This is a genomic window from Rhizobium sp. CIAT894 (assembly GCF_000172795.2).
GTDB lineage: Bacteria > Pseudomonadota > Alphaproteobacteria > Rhizobiales > Rhizobiaceae > Rhizobium.
In genome coordinates, this window is record NZ_CP020947.1 from 2,804,254 (window position 1) to 2,824,256 (window position 20,003).

At 62.3% G+C, this 20,003-nt stretch carries 20 protein-coding genes; 11 read left to right on the forward strand and 9 right to left on the reverse strand.

Going from position 1 to position 20,003, the window contains the following annotated elements; all coding sequences use genetic code 11:
• Positions 1-83 precede the first annotated feature (83 nt).
• The 3 genes from RHEC894_RS13965 to RHEC894_RS13975 all read left to right on the forward strand — a co-directional run bounded on the left by RHEC894_RS13965 (position 84) and on the right by RHEC894_RS13975 (position 4,355).
• The gene (locus RHEC894_RS13965) at positions 84-1,982 is read left to right on the forward strand and encodes a hypothetical protein (protein ID WP_085737703.1); all 1,899 of its coding nucleotides are present in this window, start codon (positions 84-86) and stop codon (positions 1,980-1,982) included.
• A gap of 171 nt (positions 1,983-2,153) precedes the next feature.
• Positions 2,154-3,212 (forward strand): aldo/keto reductase, encoded by a 1,059-nt coding sequence (locus RHEC894_RS13970; protein WP_085737704.1) that lies wholly within the window; start codon positions 2,154-2,156, stop codon positions 3,210-3,212.
• 99 nt (positions 3,213-3,311) lie between these two features.
• Complete coding sequence (locus tag RHEC894_RS13975) at positions 3,312-4,355, forward strand: DUF2278 family protein (protein ID WP_085737705.1); 1,044 nt, start codon at positions 3,312-3,314, stop codon at positions 4,353-4,355.
• A gap of 413 nt (positions 4,356-4,768) precedes the next feature.
• On the opposite strand, the gene RHEC894_RS13980 is transcribed toward RHEC894_RS13975, so the two are convergent.
• Positions 4,769-5,989 carry a PLP-dependent aminotransferase family protein gene (locus RHEC894_RS13980; protein ID WP_085737706.1) on the reverse strand — a complete coding sequence of 407 codons (1,221 nt, stop codon included), beginning with the start codon at positions 5,987-5,989 and terminating at the stop codon, positions 4,769-4,771.
• Between the two features lie 300 nt (positions 5,990-6,289).
• On the opposite strand from RHEC894_RS13980, the gene RHEC894_RS13985 reads away from it, so the two are divergent.
• The 5 genes from RHEC894_RS13985 to RHEC894_RS14000 all read left to right on the forward strand — a co-directional run bounded on the left by RHEC894_RS13985 (position 6,290) and on the right by RHEC894_RS14000 (position 8,803).
• On the forward strand, positions 6,290-7,390 hold the full coding sequence (locus RHEC894_RS13985) for a branched-chain amino acid aminotransferase (protein ID WP_085738983.1): 1,101 nt from the start codon (positions 6,290-6,292) through the stop codon (positions 7,388-7,390).
• An 83-nt stretch (positions 7,391-7,473) separates the two neighbouring features.
• Entirely contained in the window at positions 7,474-7,674 is a 201-nt protein-coding gene (locus RHEC894_RS32440; protein ID WP_125460964.1) for a hypothetical protein, read from the forward strand.
• On the forward strand, positions 7,662-7,913 hold the full coding sequence (locus RHEC894_RS13990) for a transcriptional regulator (RefSeq protein ID WP_085737707.1): 252 nt from the start codon (positions 7,662-7,664) through the stop codon (positions 7,911-7,913). The genes RHEC894_RS32440 and RHEC894_RS13990 overlap by 13 nt, the downstream gene beginning before the upstream one ends.
• A complete protein-coding gene (locus RHEC894_RS13995) occupies positions 7,897-8,226 on the forward strand; it encodes a type II toxin-antitoxin system RelE/ParE family toxin (protein WP_085737708.1) in 330 nt (109 codons plus the stop codon). The genes RHEC894_RS13990 and RHEC894_RS13995 overlap by 17 nt, the downstream gene beginning before the upstream one ends.
• Positions 8,216-8,803 carry a class I SAM-dependent methyltransferase gene (locus tag RHEC894_RS14000; protein WP_085737709.1) on the forward strand — a complete coding sequence of 196 codons (588 nt, stop codon included), beginning with the start codon at positions 8,216-8,218 and terminating at the stop codon, positions 8,801-8,803. Before RHEC894_RS13995 ends, RHEC894_RS14000 begins: the two co-directional genes overlap by 11 nt.
• A 39-nt stretch (positions 8,804-8,842) precedes the next feature.
• On the opposite strand, the gene RHEC894_RS14005 is transcribed toward RHEC894_RS14000, so the two are convergent.
• From RHEC894_RS14005 to RHEC894_RS14020, 4 genes are read right to left on the reverse strand one after another with little or no spacing between them, the layout of a single operon-like run.
• The gene (locus RHEC894_RS14005; protein WP_125460965.1) at positions 8,843-9,157 is read right to left on the reverse strand and encodes a hypothetical protein; all 315 of its coding nucleotides are present in this window, start codon (positions 9,155-9,157) and stop codon (positions 8,843-8,845) included.
• 46 nt (positions 9,158-9,203) lie between these two features.
• Positions 9,204-9,671, reverse strand: a complete 468-nt coding sequence (locus RHEC894_RS14010) for a hypothetical protein (RefSeq protein ID WP_125460966.1) — start codon at positions 9,669-9,671, stop codon at positions 9,204-9,206.
• Positions 9,672-9,703: 32 nt separating this feature from the next.
• Positions 9,704-10,723, reverse strand: coding sequence for a ketol-acid reductoisomerase (gene ilvC, locus RHEC894_RS14015; protein ID WP_004668557.1), 1,020 nt, complete (start codon positions 10,721-10,723; stop codon positions 9,704-9,706).
• 48 nt (positions 10,724-10,771) lie between these two features.
• Positions 10,772-11,443 (reverse strand): TetR/AcrR family transcriptional regulator, encoded by a 672-nt coding sequence (locus RHEC894_RS14020; protein ID WP_010066207.1) that lies wholly within the window; start codon positions 11,441-11,443, stop codon positions 10,772-10,774.
• A gap of 180 nt (positions 11,444-11,623) precedes the next feature.
• Here RHEC894_RS14020 and RHEC894_RS14025 point away from each other — a divergent pair, with 180 nt between their 5' ends.
• Together RHEC894_RS14025 and RHEC894_RS14030 are read left to right on the forward strand one after the other, a co-directional pair.
• Positions 11,624-12,067, forward strand: a complete 444-nt coding sequence (locus RHEC894_RS14025; protein WP_085737712.1) for a hypothetical protein — start codon at positions 11,624-11,626, stop codon at positions 12,065-12,067.
• 22 nt (positions 12,068-12,089) lie between these two features.
• Positions 12,090-12,455: a DUF4087 domain-containing protein gene (locus RHEC894_RS14030; protein ID WP_010065112.1), complete on the forward strand. Its 366-nt coding sequence runs from the start codon at positions 12,090-12,092 to the stop codon at positions 12,453-12,455.
• A gap of 77 nt (positions 12,456-12,532) precedes the next feature.
• On the opposite strand, the gene RHEC894_RS14035 is transcribed toward RHEC894_RS14030, so the two are convergent.
• The 3 genes from RHEC894_RS14035 to RHEC894_RS14045 form a co-directional block, all read right to left on the reverse strand.
• The gene (locus RHEC894_RS14035; protein WP_085737713.1) at positions 12,533-14,215 is read right to left on the reverse strand and encodes a hypothetical protein; all 1,683 of its coding nucleotides are present in this window, start codon (positions 14,213-14,215) and stop codon (positions 12,533-12,535) included.
• Complete coding sequence (locus tag RHEC894_RS14040) at positions 14,215-15,270, reverse strand: glycosyltransferase family 2 protein (RefSeq protein ID WP_085737714.1); 1,056 nt, start codon at positions 15,268-15,270, stop codon at positions 14,215-14,217. The genes RHEC894_RS14035 and RHEC894_RS14040 overlap by 1 nt, the downstream gene beginning before the upstream one ends.
• Before the next feature lie 83 nt (positions 15,271-15,353).
• Positions 15,354-16,262 (reverse strand): AraC family transcriptional regulator, encoded by a 909-nt coding sequence (locus tag RHEC894_RS14045; protein ID WP_085737715.1) that lies wholly within the window; start codon positions 16,260-16,262, stop codon positions 15,354-15,356.
• A gap of 206 nt (positions 16,263-16,468) precedes the next feature.
• On the opposite strand from RHEC894_RS14045, the gene RHEC894_RS14050 reads away from it, so the two are divergent.
• The gene (locus RHEC894_RS14050; protein ID WP_085737716.1) at positions 16,469-17,515 is read left to right on the forward strand and encodes an NAD(P)-dependent alcohol dehydrogenase; all 1,047 of its coding nucleotides are present in this window, start codon (positions 16,469-16,471) and stop codon (positions 17,513-17,515) included.
• A 179-nt stretch (positions 17,516-17,694) separates the two neighbouring features.
• On the opposite strand, the gene RHEC894_RS14055 is transcribed toward RHEC894_RS14050, so the two are convergent.
• Positions 17,695-19,650 carry a TetM/TetW/TetO/TetS family tetracycline resistance ribosomal protection protein gene (locus RHEC894_RS14055; protein ID WP_085737717.1) on the reverse strand — a complete coding sequence of 652 codons (1,956 nt, stop codon included), beginning with the start codon at positions 19,648-19,650 and terminating at the stop codon, positions 17,695-17,697.
• Between the last annotated feature and the right edge of the window lie 353 nt (positions 19,651-20,003).

Here is a 20,003-nt window from a genome sequence, read left to right on the forward strand (position 1 = left end):
GCCGACATAGAGTTGATCGGCCTGCCGATTTCTGGAATCGCCTGTGAATACGGCCGTTCGGGCCGATTCGAGGGATGGCGGGAATGAAACGAGCACCCTGGCGCGCGCACCTGCGCTACCAGTTCGACAAGAGCATGGCGGCCGGCCCGATCGCGCTGATCGGCTGGCTGGCGGTGATATCGATCGTCGTGATCGTGATCGCGGGCCTGTTGCTGACGCTGACCGGCATCGCGCCCGATGGTGGCGAACGCATGAGCTTCGTCGAGGGCGCCTGGGAATCGCTGATGCGCACCATGGACGCCGGCACGATGGGGGGCGATCTCGGCTGGCCCTTCCGCGGTGTCTCGCTCGTCGTCACCATATCGGGTATCTTCGTTTTCTCCGCGCTGATCGGCGTGCTGAGCTCGGGCCTCGAGGAAAAGCTCGGCGACCTGCGCAAGGGCCGCTCGCAGGTGCTCGAAAACGACCACACGATCATCTTCAACTGGTCGCCCTCGATCTTCGACGTCGTCTCCGAACTCGTCATCGCCAATGCCAGCCGGCGCCGCCCGCGCATCGTCATCATGGCCGCCAAAGACAAGGTGGAGATGGAGGACGAGCTTGCCGACAAGATCGGCGATCTCAAAAACACCCGCATCATCTGCCGCAGCGGCGACCCCACAGATCTCTACGACATCAACATCGTCAATCCGCAGACCTCCCGCTCGATCATCGTATTGTCGCCGGAAGGCGATCATGCCGATTCCGAGGTCATCAAGACGGTGCTCGCCCTCGTCAACGATCCCGGCCGGCGCGACCAGCCCTACCAGATCGCCGCCGAGATCCGCGATGCGAAAAACGCTGAGGTGGCGCGCATCGTCGGCGGCAAGGAGCTGCAGTTGGTGCTTGCCGACGACCTGATCTCGCGCATCGTCGCCCATTCGAGCCGCCAGTCGGGACTGTCGGGCGTCTATTCCGAACTTCTCGATTTCGACGGCTGCGAGATCTACACGCTGGAGCAGCCGGAACTTACGGGCAAGAGCTTCGGCGCCGCCGTGATGATGTACGAGACGTCGACGCTGATCGGCTTCTGCGACACGCAAGGCGAAGTCTATATCAACCCGGCGGCAAACCGCATCTTCCTGCCCGGCGAGCGCGCCATCATCATCGCCGAGGACGATGCGGCGATCAAAAGCGGCGCAGTCGAGATGCGCGTCGACAGGCAAGCGATCGTCGCCCCGATGACGCGCGAGGCAAGGCCCGAACGCACGCTGATGCTTGGTTGGAATCGCCGTGGCCCACTCATCGCCCACGAACTGTCGCGCTATGTCGCCCCCGGCTCCGAACTCACCATCGCCGCCGACACGCCCGATATCGAGGTGGAGGCCCGCGGCCTGAAACTGGCCGGCGACAATATGAAAATCACCTGCCGCCTCACCGATACCAGCAGCCGGGCCGAACTCGACGGCCTCGACATTCCCGCCTACGACCACGTGCTGGTGCTCGGTTATTCCGACCACATGGCGCCGCAGCCGGCCGATACGCGCACCCTCGTCACCCTCTTGCAACTGCGCCGGATCGCCGAGACGACCGGCCGCCACATCGGCATCGTCAGCGAGATGATCGACGTGCGCAACCGCGAGCTTGCCGCCGTCACCCGCGCCGACGACTTCGTCGTCAGCAACAAGCTCGTCAGCCTGATGCTGGCCCAGGCTTCCGAAAACGCCCAGATGGCGGCAATCTTCGACGAACTGCTCGACGAAGACGGCTCGGAAATCTACATGCGCCCCGTCACCGATTATATCGCTATCGGCAGGCCGGTAAGCTTCTATACGATCTGCCTGGCGGCGCTGCGCCGCGGCGAGGTCGCGATCGGCTATCGCCGCCAGCGGCCCGGCGACACCGACACCCGCAATCTCGCCGGCGTCGTCGTCAACCCTGCCAAATCGGATCTTCTGGCTTTCACCGAAGCCGACCGGTTGATCATCCTGGCGCGGCAGTAACAGCGCTTTCATCGTAAGGCCCCTCTTACGCCGATGAAAACTCCGCCCCAAGCCCGTCCGGGGGCGGGCCACGGGTCTCGACCCCGGACGGGCTTGGGGCGGGGCCTTTGGCTCTTGCCATTCCCCCGCCATGCGTTACGTCAATCGCATTTCAATCAAGGAGGAGTTTCAATGGAATATCGTCTGCTCGGCCGTTCCGGCCTGAAGATTTCGACTTTGACCATGGGCACGATGACCTTCGGCGGCGTCGGCTGGGCCAAGATGGTCGGCGATCTCGGCGTCTCCGAGGCGAAGAAGATGATCGACATCTGCATCGATGCCGGCGTCAACCTGATCGACACCGCCAACGTCTATTCCTCAGGCGAATGCGAAAACATCATCGGCGAGGCGCTCGCGGGCAGGCGGCCGCAGGGCGTGCTGCTCGCCACAAAGGCCCGCTTCGGCATGGGCGACGGCCCGAACGATCGCGGCCTGTCTCGCTACCATCTGATCCGCGAATGCGAGGCGAGCCTGAAGCGCCTGAAGACCGACGTCATCGACCTCTACCAGGTGCATGAATGGGACGGCCAGACCCCGCTCGAAGAGACGATGGAAGCGCTCGACACGCTGATCCGCCAGGGCAAGGTGCGTTATATCGGCTGCTCGAATTATTCCGGCTGGCACATCATGAAGGCGCTTGGGCTCGCAAACGAGCACCGCTATCAGCGCTTCGTCAGCCAGCAGATTCACTATACGCTGGAAGCGCGCGAGGCCGAATACGAGCTGCTGCCGATCTCGATCGACCAAGGTCTCGGCGTACTGGTCTGGAGCCCGCTCGCCGGCGGCCTGCTCTCCGGCAAGCACCGCCGCAACCAGGCCGCGCCCGAAGGCACGCGCCAGTTCGCCGGCTGGACCGAACCACCGATCCGCGACGAGAACCGCCTCTGGAACATCGTCGACACGCTGGTGGCGATCGGGCAGGAGCGCGGCGTTTCGGCGGCTCAAATTGCGCTCGCCTGGCTGATCGGCCGCAAGGCGGTGACCTCGGTCATCATCGGCGGCCGCACCGAAGCCCAGTTCCGCGACAACATCGCCGCCGCCGAACTGAAGCTCTCCGAAGACGAGCGCAAGCGCCTCGACGCCGTCAGCCTGCCGCCGGTGATCTATCCCTACTGGCACCAGCTGAATACGGCGAGCGACAGGCTCAGCGAAGCCGATCTCGAACTTTTCGGCCCGCACCTCCAGCAATAGAGCAGCAGTTACGGCATTGCACGGTGAAAGTGATCCGTCACAAAAGATGCACTCTCGCCGTGCTATTGTGAGATCCCGCCATCGCCAGGGAGGCTCTCCATGCTGAAGAATTACAAGGTCCTGAAGGGTACGGCGAGCGCGCTCGCCCTCGACGACGACAACGATCCTCATATCGAGATCCGCATCGAGGCGAATGGCGTCAGCTACCGCATCGCGCTCAACGTCCGCTCCAAGGAATCGCCGCACGACCTGCTCTATGCCGACATCGTCGATTTCAAGCACGGGACGCTGACCGAAGCGCTCGAAGCCCTGCCGATGGGCCTGACCGATATCCGCAAGGACCGTCCGGAACTGGCGATCGATTATGTCCGCGGCGGGCTGATCGAGCGCGAGGACATGAATGTCGCGCCCTTCCAGATCTCCGGCCCGAGGAACGACCTGCGCGATTTCATCGAGCCGATCATCCAGGAAGGCATCGCCGATTCCGAGGTGCATTTTTACGCCTTCGGCGAGGCCTGGGGGCCGGAGAACAACAAGCCGGACGAATATTTCCACTTCGAACCGGGCAACGGCATCCACGACATCCATATGAACCAGGGCGACGGCGGCAGCTTCAAGGCAACCAATGGGCCGAACCAGGACGGCGCCCTGCTCGTCCACTTCACCGACACCGACGAATGGGCGGCGATCTTCCTCTGCTTCCAGTCGCAGAACTGGAACACCGATGCTGCGACCGGTGATCCCGTCGCCGAGGATCGCGGCGGCCAGGGCCGCGGCGAAGGCACGCGCCGGCCGCAGCCGGTCGTGGCTTCATCGCTGCGCATCATCGCCGCGCTGATCAACCCGGTGAACGGCGCAGGCGGCGTGGAGAACGAGACGGTGACGATCATCAACCGCTCCGACATATCGGCATCGCTCGACGGCTGGAAACTGGAGGACGACAACGGCCGCACCCAGCCCCTGTCGGGAACGCTTGCGGCAGGCGAACTCCGCACCATCGCGCTCGACGCCGCCGGCGGCGGCCCGCAGCTTGCCAACAAAGGCGGCGACATCATCCTGCGCAACGGCGACGGAGCGGTGGCCGACCGCGTCGGCTACGGCAAGAGCGAGACGGCGAACGAGGGCTGGACGACGATTTTTTGATTGGCGTTCCCTATCTTCCCTCACCTGTGCTCGTCACAGGAATCCAGTGCGCCCAAGTCCTTGGGCGCGAGAGACTCTTTGTAAAGGACGCGGTAGTCATTCACGGCGCGGACGCGCCGTGGCTGGATTCCTGTGAAGTGCACAGGAATGACGGATGAGAGGACGTGCCGTGTGGCCCCTCATCTGCCTGCCGGCATCTTCTCCCCGCTGGGGAGAAGGGGAATCGTGGCAACGTCTCACGTCCTAAAAACATTTGCGGTGAAAAGAGAAGCAAGCAGCTTGCTCCCCTCTTCTCCTCAGCGGGGGTCCGAAGGACGGGTCGAGACCCGCGGCTCGACCCCGGTCGGTGGCCCGAAGGGTCGGATGAGTGGGCCATACGGCACAACGGTTATCGTTGCACCCACTCCCAACACTCACCCAGCAATCTCATCCGAGATCAGCTTGCCCAGCCGGCCAATGCCGTCCTCGATCATCTGCTCATTCGCGCAGGAGAAGCTCACACGGAAGGTGTTGGCGCCGGAGCCGTCGGCGAAGAAGGCCTTGCCGGGGACGAAGGCGACCTTGGCGGTTTCGAGCGATTTTGCCAAAAGCTTGGCGCCGTCCATGCCTTCCGGCAGGCTGATCCAGATGAACATGCCGCCTTCCGGCTTCGTCCAGCTCGTGCCTTTCGGCATATATTTCTCGAGCGCCGCCAGCATGCAGTCGCGGCGATGGCTGTAGGCTGCCTTGATCTTGGCGACCTGCTTGTCGAAACCGCGCACGGCGACATCCGATATCGCTATCTGGTTGATCGTCGAGGAATGCAGGTCGGCCGCCTGCTTCATCAGCACCAGCTTGCGGATGACGGGCGCGTTGGCGACGATGAAGCCGACGCGAAGGCCGGGGGCCAGCGTCTTGGAAAAGCTGCCGCAATAGATCGTGCGCGTATTGTTGATATGGCCCTTCTCGGCGATTTCGAGCGCCAGGATCGGCGGGATGGGATCACCGTCGTAACGCAGCGACTGGTAGGCCGCATCCTCGATGACGGCGATGTCGAGCTCTTCGGCGAGTGCCAACACCTTTTTGCGGCCGGCTAGATCGACGGTTTCGCCGGTGGGATTGGAGAAGTCGGGGGAGAGATAGCCGAACTTCACTTTGCCGCCGGCAGCGGCCGCGGCAATGCGATAGGACTCCGGCGTCCGGTTGCCGCTCGGGGTCAACTGGTCGTAGGCCGGCTCATAGGCGTTGAAGGCCTGCAGCGCGCCGAGATAGGTCGGCCAGGTCACGAGCGCGGTATCATTGGGCGACAGGAAGAGCTTGCCGAGATAATCGAGCCCCTGCTGCGAGCCGGAGACGATGAAGACATTGTCGAGATCGCAGGGAATGCCGAGCGCACCCATCTGCCCGGCCAGCCATTCGCGCAACGGCTTGTAACCTTCGCTGAGCGAATATTGCAGCGCCGAATTGACCGCGGCGCCCGAGAAGATATCGGCATAGGCCTGCTGGAATTCTTCGGCCGGAAACAGCGCCGGATCAGGAATGCCGCCGGCAAAGGAAATAATGTCCGGCTGGTCGAGAAGCTTCAGGAGCTCTCGGATTTCGGATGCGCGCATGCGCGACGAGCGCGACGCAAACATGGTGTCCCAGTTCAGCATGGAGGTTTCCTCGTATTTTCTATACCGCCGACAAACCATGCGGTGGAAATTATGTCAATAATACTGACCTATTTTCCTGTCACTGAGACAAAGTTTGAAGATCCGGCATTCGAGAGCCCGGTCCAATTGGCGCATGTTGGAGGCTTCACGCAGATGGCCTGCCCGCAGCGTGAAAATTTGCCGCTTCGAGCGACTATTCCTCTGATCAAAAGCCGAAACCGGCCGATTCAGACCTTTCCAAAACCGGCCCAAGGGCAGTAGTGTGCCGCCCATTATTCAATGGACTATCAAGGTGCCAGCATGACCGCGACGTCGACCTCTCCTGAAATCACAATCGAATTCCACAAGTCTCCCGTCCCCGACGCCGATCGCATCAAGGCACTGGAAACACCCGGCTTCGGCAAGATCTTCACCGATCATATGGTGCTGGCGCGCTGGACCGCCGACAAGGGCTGGCACGATGCGAAGGTGACGCCGCGCCGCGCCCTGGAACTCGATCCGGCAAGCGCCGTGCTGCACTACGCCCAGGAAATCTTCGAAGGCATGAAGGCCTACAAGGCCGACGACGGCCGCATCCTGCTCTTCCGGCCGGAAGAAAACGCCCGGCGCTTCGCTCAGTCGGCAGCTCGCATGGCAATGCCTGAGGTACCGGAAGAACTTTTCCTGAAGTCCGTCGAAGCGCTGGTCCGAGTCGATAAGAACTGGATACCCTCGGGCGACGCCAGCCTTTACCTCCGGCCCTTCATGTTCGCCAACGAGGCGTTTCTCGGCGTTCGTCCGGCGCAGGAATATATCTTCTGCATCATCGCCTCTCCGGTCGGCGCCTACTTCAAGGGCGGAGCGAAGGCCGTCTCCCTTTGGGTCGAGACCGAATATACCCGTGCGGCCAGCGGCGGCACCGGCGCTGCAAAATGCGGCGGAAACTACGCAGCCAGCCTCGTGGCGCAAGCCGAGGCCTCGAAGAAGGGTTGCGATCAGGTCGTCTTCCTGGATGCGGCGGAGCATCGCTGGGTCGAAGAACTCGGCGGCATGAACGTCTTCTTCGTGATGAACGATGGATCGATCGTGACCCCACCGCTTGGCGGCACGATCCTACCGGGCATCACCCGGGCCTCCGTCATCGTGCTCGCTGAGGAAAAGGGCTTGCGCGTGGAGCAGCGTCCCTACTCCTTCGCGGAATGGCAGGAGGATGCCGCCAGCGGCAGGCTCGTCGAAGCCTTCGCTTGCGGCACCGCCGCGGTGCTCGCAGGCATCGGCCTGGTTCGGCATGCCGGCGGCGAGTTTCTGGTCGGAGACGGGCAGACCGGCAAGCTGACCAGCGAATTGCGCCAGCAGCTCGTCGGTCTGCAGAAGGGCGTAACCAACGATGAGCACGGCTGGACGCGCCTCATCCCCGCCTGAACTCCAGATCTTCCACGCGGACGGCGGCGGCGGCACCGATAGGGTGGGCGCCGCTCTCGGCCTCGCCCAAAGCCATCGAGCTGGTGAATACCCTGACTTGCGACGCCCGTTTCAAGGATCTCGAGCGCGTCATCGACATCGATAAAAAGACCGGCCCTGATGTGACCCAGGTGCTCGACGGCGGCGCGCAACGCTTCTATCACAGTGTGGGGAATGGTAGTTCGGCCCTTGGGATGGCCGAATACCGGCACGTGCGGGCGGTATTAAATCAATGGCGAAAATGACGATCTCGCTTCCGGATAATCTGGCAGATTACGTCGCGCGCCGCGTCGCAAGCGGCAGATACAGCAGCGCCAGCACATATCTGACGGAACTCATCGTGAAGGACCAGGACCATCGCAAGCTGGATGACGACGAAATACGTGAGATTCTGAGGCTGGCTGAGGAGAGCGGCGTCAGTGACCGGCGCATTGCCGACATCCTGTTGGAAACGAAGGCGAAACTGCGTGACATCAACCTATAGGCTGACCCGAACCGCGGACGCCGTGCTGTCGGGCATCGACGAATATGCCAGCCTGCATTTCGGCGAGGCACAGGCGGATGCCTATCTTCTCGACTGGGACAGAATTTTCGTGCTGCTTTCACGCGTACCCTCCATGGGAGACAAGTGCGACGAGCTCGGCGCCGGGCTTCGCCGCCTCCTCCACATGCGTCATGTCGCCTTCTACCGCGAAATACCGGACGGCATCCTCGTGATCGACATCATCGGTGCCGACCGGCTTTCCGACAGACACCTTCAATCCAACCGACGCTCGGCCGGCCCGCATGCCCAGTGACGGTACCTCCGCCTTTTACAAGGAAAACGCCGAGATATACGCCAATCGTGCACGCAGCCTGCCGAAGCAGCAGCTCGATGCCTTCCTCGCCGCGATCGCCCCCGGGGGCGCAATCCTTGAACTCGGCTGCGGCGGCGGGCAGGATAGTGCCTATATGCTGACACAAGGTTTCGACGTGACGCCGACGGACGGCTCCGCCGAGCTTGCAAGACAGGCGGAAGCGCTGATCGGCAGGCCGGTCGGGGTCATGCTGTTCCAACAGCTCGACGCCGACAGCGCCTTCGACGGCGTCTGGGCGCATGCGAGCCTTCTCCATGTCCCGAGGCCTGAGCTGCCTGAGGTTTTCGTCCGCATCAGGCGCGCCCTGAAAATCGGCGGCATCGTCCATGCAAGTTTCAAGGCCGGAACTGCGGAAGGCTATGACGGCCTCGGGCGTTACTACAACTATCCCTCCGCACAATGGCTGTCGGAGCTTTTGACCAAAGTCGGCTGGTGCAGCATCGCCATCGCGGAACATGGCGGCAGCGGTTATGACGGCAAGCCGACCCGCTGGCTGACCGTGAGCGCAAAACGATAATGAATACCGGCGCACGGCAAAACGCGCCGGCCTTTGCTGTTATTCGTGCACTCCAGCGCGAGAAGGCAGACGTCGCAATTCCCTGATTTCATCGAGCAGCCGATCGACAATCCAATGCCGTTGTGGCGGTATCGCATCAATCAGTCCGATGAACGCATTTTCGATGACATCGCTTTTGAGCCATTCAAGGACGAACTGACGCTTCCCAGGCGCAACATCCTGCCAAAAGCCGCTGCCCCTGTAGAGACCTTTGATGTCGACGCCGGCAAGTTGAACCAAAGCAGCCGGCGTCGGCTGCTTCAACCACAGATCAAGGCATGCCTCGAACTGAAGATCGAGCCGCACCATCGCCATGATCCAACCCCAAGCCGACACATCGAAATCGGGATCCTGCAGCCTCTTATAGGCCCAGGCTGAATAGAAAAAATTTTGCAACCGCTGTCTGTTTGGCTACCGGCCATTGCCGCCAGTCGCACAATAAAAGCTTGGAAGCGATGATCGGAGGCTCGAAGCCGTACGCGGAAGCGTTGAGGACGGCACAGTGGAGGATGCGCGGCAGGAAGTGCCTGAAATCGTCAGTCGAACCGACTGTCGTTATCGCACTTGCCGCGTAGTTACCCAACTCTGCCGCATCTAACTCCCGTAGAGGTGCCGATTTGAGTGCGGTGAGAATTTTTTCCGCGTCGCGCAATGGCGAAGCGTCCAGCGAAGATGGGAAGGGATATTCCTGGAATGCGGGATAGAGGATTGCAAGGCTATCTGCCAGGTCCCGCTTTGCCAACCGCATGATTGCTTCAAACATGTCAAACCCAATAGGAGCGTCATTTCCAACGGGCTCGGCAGTAGCAAAAAAGGCCGGAGCTTTCACTCCGGCCTTCCGCTTTATTTTATCGGAACCGCTTAGTTCACGCTCTTGTCGACCAGCTTGTTCTTGCCGATCCAGGGCATCATGCCGCGGAGCTTCGCGCCGACTTCCTCGATCTGGTGGCTGTCGTTGTTGCGGCGGATGCCCTTGAAGCGGGCAGCGCCCGAGCGGTATTCCTGCATCCACTCGGAGGTGAACTTGCCGGTCTGGATGTCCTTGAGGACGCGCTTCATTTCGGCCTTGGTTTCTTCGGTGATGATGCGCGGACCCGTGACGTATTCGCCCCACTCGGCCGTGTTGGAGATCGAGTAGTTCATGTTGGCGATACCGCCTTCATAGATCAGGTCGACGATCAGCTTCACTTCGTGCAGGCACTCGAAATAGGCCATCTCAGGCGCGTAGCCGGCTTCGGTGAGCGTTTCGAAACCGGCGCGGATGAGCTCGACGAGACCGCCGCAGAGAACGACCTGTTCGCCGAAGAGGTCGGTTTCGCACTCTTCGCGGAAGTTGGTTTCGATGATGCCCGAACGGCCGCCGCCGACGCCGCAGGCGTAGGAGAGAGCGAGTTCAAGCGCATTGCCGGAAGCGTTCTGGTGAACGGCAACGAGGCAGGGAACGCCGCCGCCTTTCTGGTATTCGCCGCGAACCGTGTGGCCCGGGCCCTTCGGCGCGATCATGACGACGTCGACCGAAGCCTTCGGCTCGATCAGGCCGAAATGGACGTTGAGGCCGTGGGCGAAGGCGATCGCAGCGCCGTCGCGGATGTTCGGAGCGATGTCGGCCTTGTAGATATCGGCCTGCAGTTCGTCCGGGGTCGCCATCATCATCAGATCGGCCCAGCCGGCGGCTTCGGCAACCGTCATGACCTTGAAGCCGTCGGCTTCGGCCTTCTTGACTGTGGGCGAACCGGCCTTCAGCGCGATGACGAGGTTCTGGGCGCCGCTGTCCTTGAGGTTCAGCGCATGGGCACGGCCCTGCGAACCGTAGCCGATGACGGCGACCTTCTTGGCCTTGATGAGGTTGAGATCGGCATCACGATCGTAATAGACGCGCATTTGAAGTTCCTTCCCTTTGCTTGTCGTGTTGACTGTTATGAAAGCGGATCAGCCGAGAACCGGCATCTCCGCCAGAACCTTGTCCGTGCCGTAGAGCCGGAGGAAGGCGGTCACCGCCCTCTCCGCCTGGCGCGCGGTATCCTTGAGGCCGGGTTCGCCGAGCAGCATGCGCACATGCAGGTCGGAAACGACAAGGCCGTAAAGCGTATGATAGGCTTCGTCCGCATCCGAAAAGCGCAGCAGCCCTGCCCTCTTTCCGGCGTCGATCAGCGCCATGGCGCGCCGGTCGATCTGGCGACGGCCGCGTTCGAGCAAGAGCTTGCCGAGCTTCGAGCCGTCGCGGTTCGCCTCCGTCTTGTTGATTTGGCCGATCGCCAGCCGGTTCAGTGCCAGCGAGACGTCGCCGGCGAGCACTTCGAGAAGGTCGCGCGCGAAGATGACGACATGGTCGTGCAGGCTCGCCGCCGTCAACCGCTCGCCGTTGCGCTCGAAGGTGCGCACCTTGCTCGCCTGATAGGCGATCATCGCCGACAGCAACCCGTCGCGGTCGCCGAACCACTTATAGAGACTTTCCTTCGAGCAGTTGGCGGCGCGCGCCACCCCCGAGGTCGTCAGCGCCTTCTCGCCGCCGTCGACGAGCAACCGCAGCGCCTGCTCCAGAACGGCGTTCTGGCGCGGCGAGAATTCGCTCGGCTCTGCGGTATCGACGGACACGGTCATGGCTCCCAGATAAGTACCGTACGGTACGGTTCGTGAGGTTTATGCGATAAACCGGTCAGGCCGTCAAGAAGGCCGCGACAGATTTTTTATACGGGAAACCTCGGTGAGACACCAGAATTGGATAGGCGCGCTCCGGACGATTGCATAATGTCACGCCACGCCATTTGCCGGGAGCCTTTCATGTCGCGCCTGCCTGCCTTTCTCCTGCTCGGAGCAACGCTCCTCGTCGCCGCCGGCGCCTTCGCGCAGTCGGAAAACGACGTCTATAACAAGATCGAGGAGCTGCATGGCGATGCCGCGGGTTTCGACCGGCCCCTGCGTCAGCTCGTGCAGGCGATGCGCGCGGGCGATGCCGAGGCCATCGCAGGGCTCGCCGACTATCCGCTGACCGTCAAGGCCAATGGCGAGACTTATGATGTGGAGAATGCCGAAGATTTCGTCGACAATTTCGACGATCTGGTGACGCCGGAGACCCGCCGCGCCGTCGGGCGTCAGCAATATGGCGATCTCTTCGTCAACAGCGACGGCGTTATGCTCGCCGGCGGCGCCGTCTGGATGGGCGCGGTCTGCGAGGACGACGCCTGCGAGACAAGCCATTGGGCGATCACCGCGATCAACAATTGATATTTACTGCTGGGGGAAACCGATGAAAGACAAGATCGCCGTAGCGGTGATGACCGCAGCCCTTGCCGCCGCGGCGAATGCGCAGGCCGCCGAGACCCGCTGCGGCTGGATCGAGAACCCGACCCCCGCCAACTGGTGGCTGGAGGATGCGGAAAACACCTGGACGATCATGACCCAGGGCGAGGATGCCGACGCGGTGGACGGCATGGAGCTCATCCCCGACATCTCCGAGCACGATTACGTCAAAACCAACGGCAATTACGGCTATGCCTGCGCCTGCATGAGTGTGGAGACGGATGGGAAGGAGCGCATCACCAAAATTCTCTCCTTCCGCCAGCTTGCGCTCGCCAAATGCCGCAATGACAAGGCGCTGAAATTTCCCGGCTGACCAGCGGATAACCGAACCGGATGGCGGCCGCCATCATATGCCCGATTCACAGGCAATCCTCCATGAAGAGCCACAATCTATGACGCCGCAGCGCAAGCGGCGGGGGGCACCAGGGGCTCTGCCGGCGTCGCCTTGTCGATCGCATAGAGCTTCGCGAAACCGGCATCCTCGACCAGCCTCAAGCCGGCCGGCATGAAGGTGCCGACGGTGCGGTCGGAGAGATCGGCATTGGCGACAAGGATGAAATCGAAACGGTTGCGCCAGTCCGACAGATAGGGCGTGAAGCCCTTGTACTCCTGCATCATTGCCGGGCATGAAAGCACGCCGATTGACAGCAGATTGCCCTCGGGAACGGCGATTTCAGACCACGGTGACAGAACCGATAGCGGCTGCTTGCCTTTTGCGGTGAAGATCGTCGGCACGAAAGCATGCGCGAAGGGCACGGCAAGCGTCGGCAGGTGCCAGAAAGTTTCCTCCTTCATGAAAAAATACCGGCTGGAGTAGGCAAAGCTGATCGTCGTCTCGGCATCGTGCTCCAGAGGCAAAACGGCGGCACCGGCCGGCACCTTTTTCAGCACAGTCTCGACAGCAGCGACGTCCTTCTGTGCCAGCCACCAGTTCCAGCCGATCCAGCCGGTACGGCCGAAGACGGCGAGATTGATGACGAGCGCAAGCAACACCGCCTGCCGGCGCGTGAGATTGGCGAAGGGACACACCATCGCCATGGCGACGAGCGCCGTCATGATCGGAAAGCGCCAACTGATCCATCCGGTGCCGAGCATGTGGCGGGGCGAAACACAGGAGAGCAGCAGCAGGCCGCAGGCGGCGACGGCAAGCCCAGCATGAATGCGGATATCACCGGCGCGTGCGGCACGCGTGCAGATGAGGATCAATGGCAGAAACAGCACGACATCCACGAGCGGGATATAGGTCACGATGGCGGAGAGCAAATTCATGACGATCAGAACGATGCCGTCGTTCCAGGCAAGGGCAAGGCCGTCACCACCGCCGCCGGGCAAAGCTGGCGTCCGCAGATAAAGTACGGCCGGCGGCAGCGCGCAGGCGCCAAGCGCTAGCGCCAACCGGCGGGCAAGCCTGAGCAGACCCGCCCTTGATCGCACTATATCGAAGCGCCAGGAAAATTCGAGGCCGCAGACAATCGCCATATAGAAGCCGAGCGAGAAGATGTGCATCACCGTCAGCAGCAGCGCGGCGGCAAGACGCCAGGCAAAGAGCAGGGCGGGATTTCGGCCTTGCAGTCGGAGGTCGACGCAGGCGAAGGCGAGCGCCATGCCAAGGCCGATCTGGAAATTGATGAAGCCGCCGATCATGGTGGCGCACCAGCCAAGCGACAGTATGGCGGTCTGCCAGTGGTGCCGGCCGCCGAAAAGCGCGCGGTGCAAGCCGACCGCGCCGAGCGGCGGCAGCACGATCGCCAGGAAAAGCAACGTCCGCGCCAACCTGTCAGGGCCGACAAGCGGCCCTAACCAAGTGCCGAGAATGTCGATCCCGACATTGGTGAAGGTGCGGCTCCAGTCGATCGCATAGATTTGCGGAAACGGCTGCTCGCCGATCCCGCCCGAAAGGAGCCAGATCCGGGCGTAGTGATTGGCGTAATCGAGAACCGGCGGAAAGGGAAACAGCATGACCAAGGCCGCGGCAAGCCCGACGAAAGCGGCGATCGCAACGGTGGAATCCTGTCTGGCGATCGTTTCCTCGGACTCGGCTGCGACCGCAGCAGGCGTGACGATATGGTCCATTACCCGATCCGGCTGCTCTTTTGCGACCGCGGCTCACCGGATGCAAAGGCCGCATTCAGCGCAGTGCGCTTGTCGCTGGCGCTCATCTCCGGAAAAACTGTCGACAACTCGGCGTGTTCTCTGCCGCGCAGGAGCGTCTCGATCATGAACATCGGCCGTTTCTTGCTCTCTTGCACGAGACGACCAAGATACTCGCCGATGATGCCGATGCAGATCAGCTGGATGGCGCTGAAGGCGCTGACCGCGGCCATGATCGACGACCAGCCGGTGACCGTTTCGCCTTCCAGCCAGCGAACGAAGGTATAGACGAGCAACGCCACCGCGACACTGGCGCTGATCATGCCAAGCCATGTTGCCATACGCAGCGGCGTCGTCGAAAAACTGGTGATCGCATCGAGCGCAAAATTGATCATCTTGCGCAGCGGGTATTTCGTCGTGCCGGCAAAACGGGCGTCACGCTCGTAGGGGAGAGCCACCTGCCTGCCGCCGATCCAGCTGACCATGCCGCGGATAAAGCGATCGCGCTCCGGCATTGCCAGCAGGATATCGACGACGCGCCGGCGCATCAGCCGGAAATCACCAGTATCGCGAGGGATGGTCACGGAGGCGAGCTTTGACAGCGTGCGATAGAAAAGCGAAGCGGAGGCGAGCTTGAACCAGGTTTCGCCCTCGCGGCGCGTGCGTTGACCGTAAACGACGTCGGCACCACGCTCGAGGATCGGCATCATCATCAAAAGCAGCTCAGGCGGATCCTGAAGATCGGCGTCGATCAGGAGCACGCGCTCGCCCCGCGACACGGAAAGACCCGCCGTCGATGCCAGCTGGTGACCGTGATTGCGTAAGAGACGAACACCGAGCACCTGCGGCACATCCGCCGCCAGATCCGAAATGATCTCCCAGGTGCGGTCGGACGAGCCGTCGTCGACGAGAATGAGTTCGAAGGCGTCGCCGGCAACACTCTGCGCGGCAGCGGCGGCCCGCCGGCAAAATTCGCGCAGGCCTTCTTCCTCGTTGTGACAAGGCGCGACGATGGAAAGTAACGGTGCTTGCGTCATGCGGACGGCGGTGCCTGCTTGATGGATGGCGCCAGCCTAGCCGGGAAACGTCAAACATCCTTTAATGGCTGCCGTCCTCAGCGCTACTCCGCCGCGATGATCTCGCGCACGCTGTCGACATCGCGGGCCGGCGACGCGCCGTAGAGACGGCTATATTCGCGGCTGAATTGCGACGGGCTCTGATAACCGACGCGGTGGCCGGCCGTACCGGCATCGAGCCGCTCGACGAGCATCAGCCGGCGCGCCTCGTGCAGGCGAAGCTGCTTCTGATACTGGACCGGCGTCATCGCCGTCACCGACTTGAAATGGTGATGGAAGGACGACACGCTCATGTTGACGCGCTCGGCAAGGTCTTCGATACGCAGCGGCCGCGCGAAATTCTCCTTCAGCCAGGCGACCGCACGGGCGATCCTGTTGCTGTGGCTGTCTGCCGTGGCGATGTTGATCAGCCGGGCGCCGTGCGGTCCGGTCAGCACCCGGTAAAGGATTTCCTGCTCGATCAGCGGCGCCATGGCGGGAATATCGCCTGGACGATCGAGCAAACGCAGCAGGCGGACGGCGGCATCCATAAGCTCGGGCGGTGCGACATTCACCACCATCCCGCGCTGCCCGTCGGTATGAGCGGCGGGGCGCGGAACGTCGATGCGGCTGAGCAACTCCAAGAGCTTCTCGGAATCGATTGCCAGCCCGAGACAGAGATGCGGAACCTCCGGGCTCGCCTCCGTGACCCGCCAGGCGACCGGCAGGTCGAGCGAGGTAAGGAGATAATCGCCAGTGCCGTAGCTGATCTGCTCCGTGCCGAGCTGCAGGCTTTTGGCTCCCTGCAGCACGAAGGCGAAACAGGGCCGGTAGCTGCTGTGCAAGGGATCACTCGGCTTGGACCGGCGGCTGACATGAAGATTGCCGATGGCAGTCGAGAACTCACCGTCGGCGGGCGCAAAGCGCATCGCGATGTCGACGATTTCCTGATAGGGGCTGAAGGGCAAGGTCATGCGGCAACTCTTTCTGTCGATTGTCCGACGCCGTCGATACCGCTCCTATCTAGAGTGCCTTAGCCGTTTCGCAAACATATAGGCGCCTCACTTTTGCAGGATCGTGCAAAAAGCTGAGAGGATCGCTCTAACCCTCTCCCGCCGTTCCGGGCAATAGTCCGCCATCCCGCTCAACCCCACTCCCAAGAACGAAAAGGAAGGTTCCCATGCCTATTGCAAGAGGCTATGCCGCCACCGACGCTTCCAAGCCGCTGACCCCTTTCACCTTCGAACGCCGCGAACCCAACGACGACGACGTCGTCATCGCGGTTCAATATTGCGGTGTCTGCCATTCCGACATTCACCAGGCCCGCAACGAATGGGGGAATTCCATATTCCCGATGGTACCGGGCCACGAGGTTGCCGGCGTCGTTTCCGCCGTCGGCTCCAAGGTCACGCAATTTAAGGTCGGTGACCGCGTCGGCGTAGGTTGCTTCGTCGATTCCTGCGTCGGCTGCGCCGCGCGTGATCTGGATTACGAACACTACCTGCCGGGCCTCGTCCCGACCTATAACGGTTACGAAGCCGATGGCACGACCCCGACCTTCGGCGGTTACTCCGACTCGATCGTCGTCAAGGAAGGCTATGTGCTGCGCTTCCCCGACAATATCCCGCTCGATGCCGGCGCCCCTCTGCTTTGCGCCGGTATCACGCTTTACTCGCCGCTCGCGCATTGGAAAGCCGGTCCAGGCAAAAAGGTCGCGATCGTTGGCATGGGCGGTCTCGGCCATATGGGCGTGAAGATCGGTGCCGCCATGGGTGCCGACATCACCGTCCTCTCCCAATCGCTGTCGAAGAAGGAAGACGGCCTCAAGCTCGGCGCCAAGGACTATTATGCCACGAGCGACGCCGAGACCTTCACCAAGCTCGCCGGCAGCTTCGACCTCATCATCAACACGGTCGGCACGGCAATCGACTGGAACGCCTATCTCAACCTGTTGAAGTCCGACGGCACAATGGTTCTGGTCGGCGTTCCCGAGCATCCGGTACCGGTCCACGCCTTCTCGGTTATCGGCGGGCGCAAGAGCCTTGCGGGCTCGATGATCGGCTCGATCAAGGAAACCCAGGAAATGCTCGACTTCTGCGGCAAGCACAACATCGTCTCGGAAATCGAGAAGATCGATATCCAGAATATCAACGAAGCCTACGAGCGCGTCGTCAGGAGCGACGTCCGCTACCGCTTCGTCATCGATATTGCCTCACTGGCGGCTTGATGAATGAGAGGCGGCTCCCTCGGGGGCCGCCTTTTTTGATAACGGCATACTCCACCGGCCCTCATGCTGAGGTGCGATCCAAAGGATCGCCTCGAAGCATCATCCGCCAACGCCGCTTCTGCCGCCACTTCAGAGCGCCCGCCCCCTGCTTCGAGGCTCCGGCCTTCGGCCTGCGCACCTCAGCATGAGGCTCTCGTGGACTGCAGCCGCAACAGATATTCCACCGGGTTGAACGGATCAGGCCCCGAACGCGAACGCCGGCGCGGTGGCCCCGATATCGGGGCATAGTGATCGAAAGCCGTTTCCATCGTCCCTGCCCCGCTCGTCAGACCGGGCAATTGCTGCTGGACGCTTCGAACCATCTGAGACGCCAGAGTGCCTTCGAGCCGCGCCACACCATCGGCGATCACGGAATCCGTCGTCGCCGCAGCGGATTTCGCCAGCAGAGTCAGCACGCTGCTCAGGCTCTCGACAGGCGCTTCCAGGTGAAAGCGGTCGAAAGGCTCGCAGACGACCGTTTGCGCGGCCGAGAGCGCCGATGCCAGCACCCAGGGGGTCAGTTGCCGGAAATCGGCGGCGGTGCTGGCCGGTGAACTATGGCGCGCCGCCGTCATCGCCACATGGCAATCGATGACCTGCCAGCCGAAGACGCCCTGCTTCAGCGTTTCGAACACGGTTTCCTCGACCGCCCGGTAGAAGGCGACCGGCATCTGGCCGACATCCACTTCGAGCGCAAAGCTGTTGCCCGTCCCGGCAGGACGCGGTTCGACCCGCAGGCCGACGGTGGCGAGAAACGGATTGGGCTCCCTGAAGAGGATCTGCAGGCCGGTTCCGGTTGCCGCCGGCCTCTCGGCCAGGATGACCGTGCTTTCCTCGAAGCTCGCATCGAGGCCGAAATCCGTCAGCAGCGTCGCTTGGATCACCTCTTTCTGCACCTCGCCATAGAGCGAGACGAAGACCTCGTCGGTCTCTTCGTTGCGGTGCAGGTTGATCAGGGGATCCTGTTCGGCCATCTGGCTCAACGCTAGCCACAGCGCCGCCTTGTCCGAAGGCCGCCGCGCGAGGACGCGGGTTTCGAGCGTCGGCGGCGCGAAGTGAGCCCTTCCCGCCGCGCCCGGATCGCCGCCCACCGCATCGCCAATCCGGACGCCGGCAAGTCCGCTGACGCGCGCGATCTGCCCGGCGCCAAAGCTCTCGGCGGCATGACTGCGCCCGCTCCCGAAGAGCTGGATTGCGGTTACTCTTTCCGGGCCTTTCGGCAGATCGAGATATTGCCGCAGCCGCACCGTGCCGGATGTCAGATACAGATAACACAGCTTCTCGCCGCCCCAGCCGCGCTCGATCTTGAAGATCTTGCCGGCGACCGGTCCGTCCGGATCGGTGTGCCGCTCGGGCAAGATCGCCGCAATGGCCGAGGCGAGCGCAGGCACGCCGGCGCCGGTCATGGCCGCGCCGGCGAAGACGGGATGCACTAGGCCGCGCGCCGCCTGATCGGCCAGAGCGCGGCTGAGCCTTTCCCGCGTCAGGCGTTCCGGGGCGAGCACATAGTCGTCGAGCAGCGCCTCGTCGTTTTCCCCGAGCGCCTCGCAGAGCGCCGAAAAAAGCGGCTCGCTCCCTGAGTCCAGCGCCTCCACCCGGGCAAGCTTGCCGCCGGCATCGATGACCGAAGACATGGCGATCGGCCGGACGGCGAGCTGCGCGGCAAGCGCCTCCATCACCTCCCCATACCGCGCGCCGAGGCGATCGACCTTGTTGACGAAGAAGACGAAGGGAACGCCGAGCCGCCGTAGCGCCCGCACCAGCACGCGCGTCTGCGCCTGCACGCCTTCGACCGCCGAGACGACGACGACCGCCGCATCCAGCAATCCCAGCACCCGCTCGACCTCAGCGATGAAATCCGGGTGGCCGGGCGTGTCGATCAGATTGACGACCCTGTCGCCGATCGCAAACGACACGACCGCGGCCCTGATCGTGATGCCGCGTTGCCGCTCGAGGTCGAGATTGTCCGTCTGCGTATTGCCGGTATCGACGCTGCCGAGCTTGTCGATGACGCCGGCGTTAAAAAGCAGTCTTTCGGTAAGGCTAGTCTTGCCTGCATCCACATGAGCGAGGATGCCCAGATTCAAAGTTCGCATGAACCACCAACTTCTCAGAAATTCGGATGTGATTTTCGTGAGAAGTGAATCGGCGCATTGGAACCTCTATCCGTTGATGCGGCTGGATGCGGTATCCCGGGTGATGGGGAGACGCGGGCGGGATGCTAAGGGCGGGTGAGGAGATGTGTCAAGGTTGATGCTATCGCATTTACGGCGCGGGCGCGCATAGCTGGATTCTTCCGCCGTGGCGCCGTGTGGCGCCCCCCTCTGCCCTGCCGGGCATCTCCCCCACAGGTGGGGAGATTGGACGGGCGCGATGGTTTCCCCAACCAACTGCCGCGTCGTTATTTCGATACGGCAGAAAGGGACCGATGATCCAACACCTTGCCGAT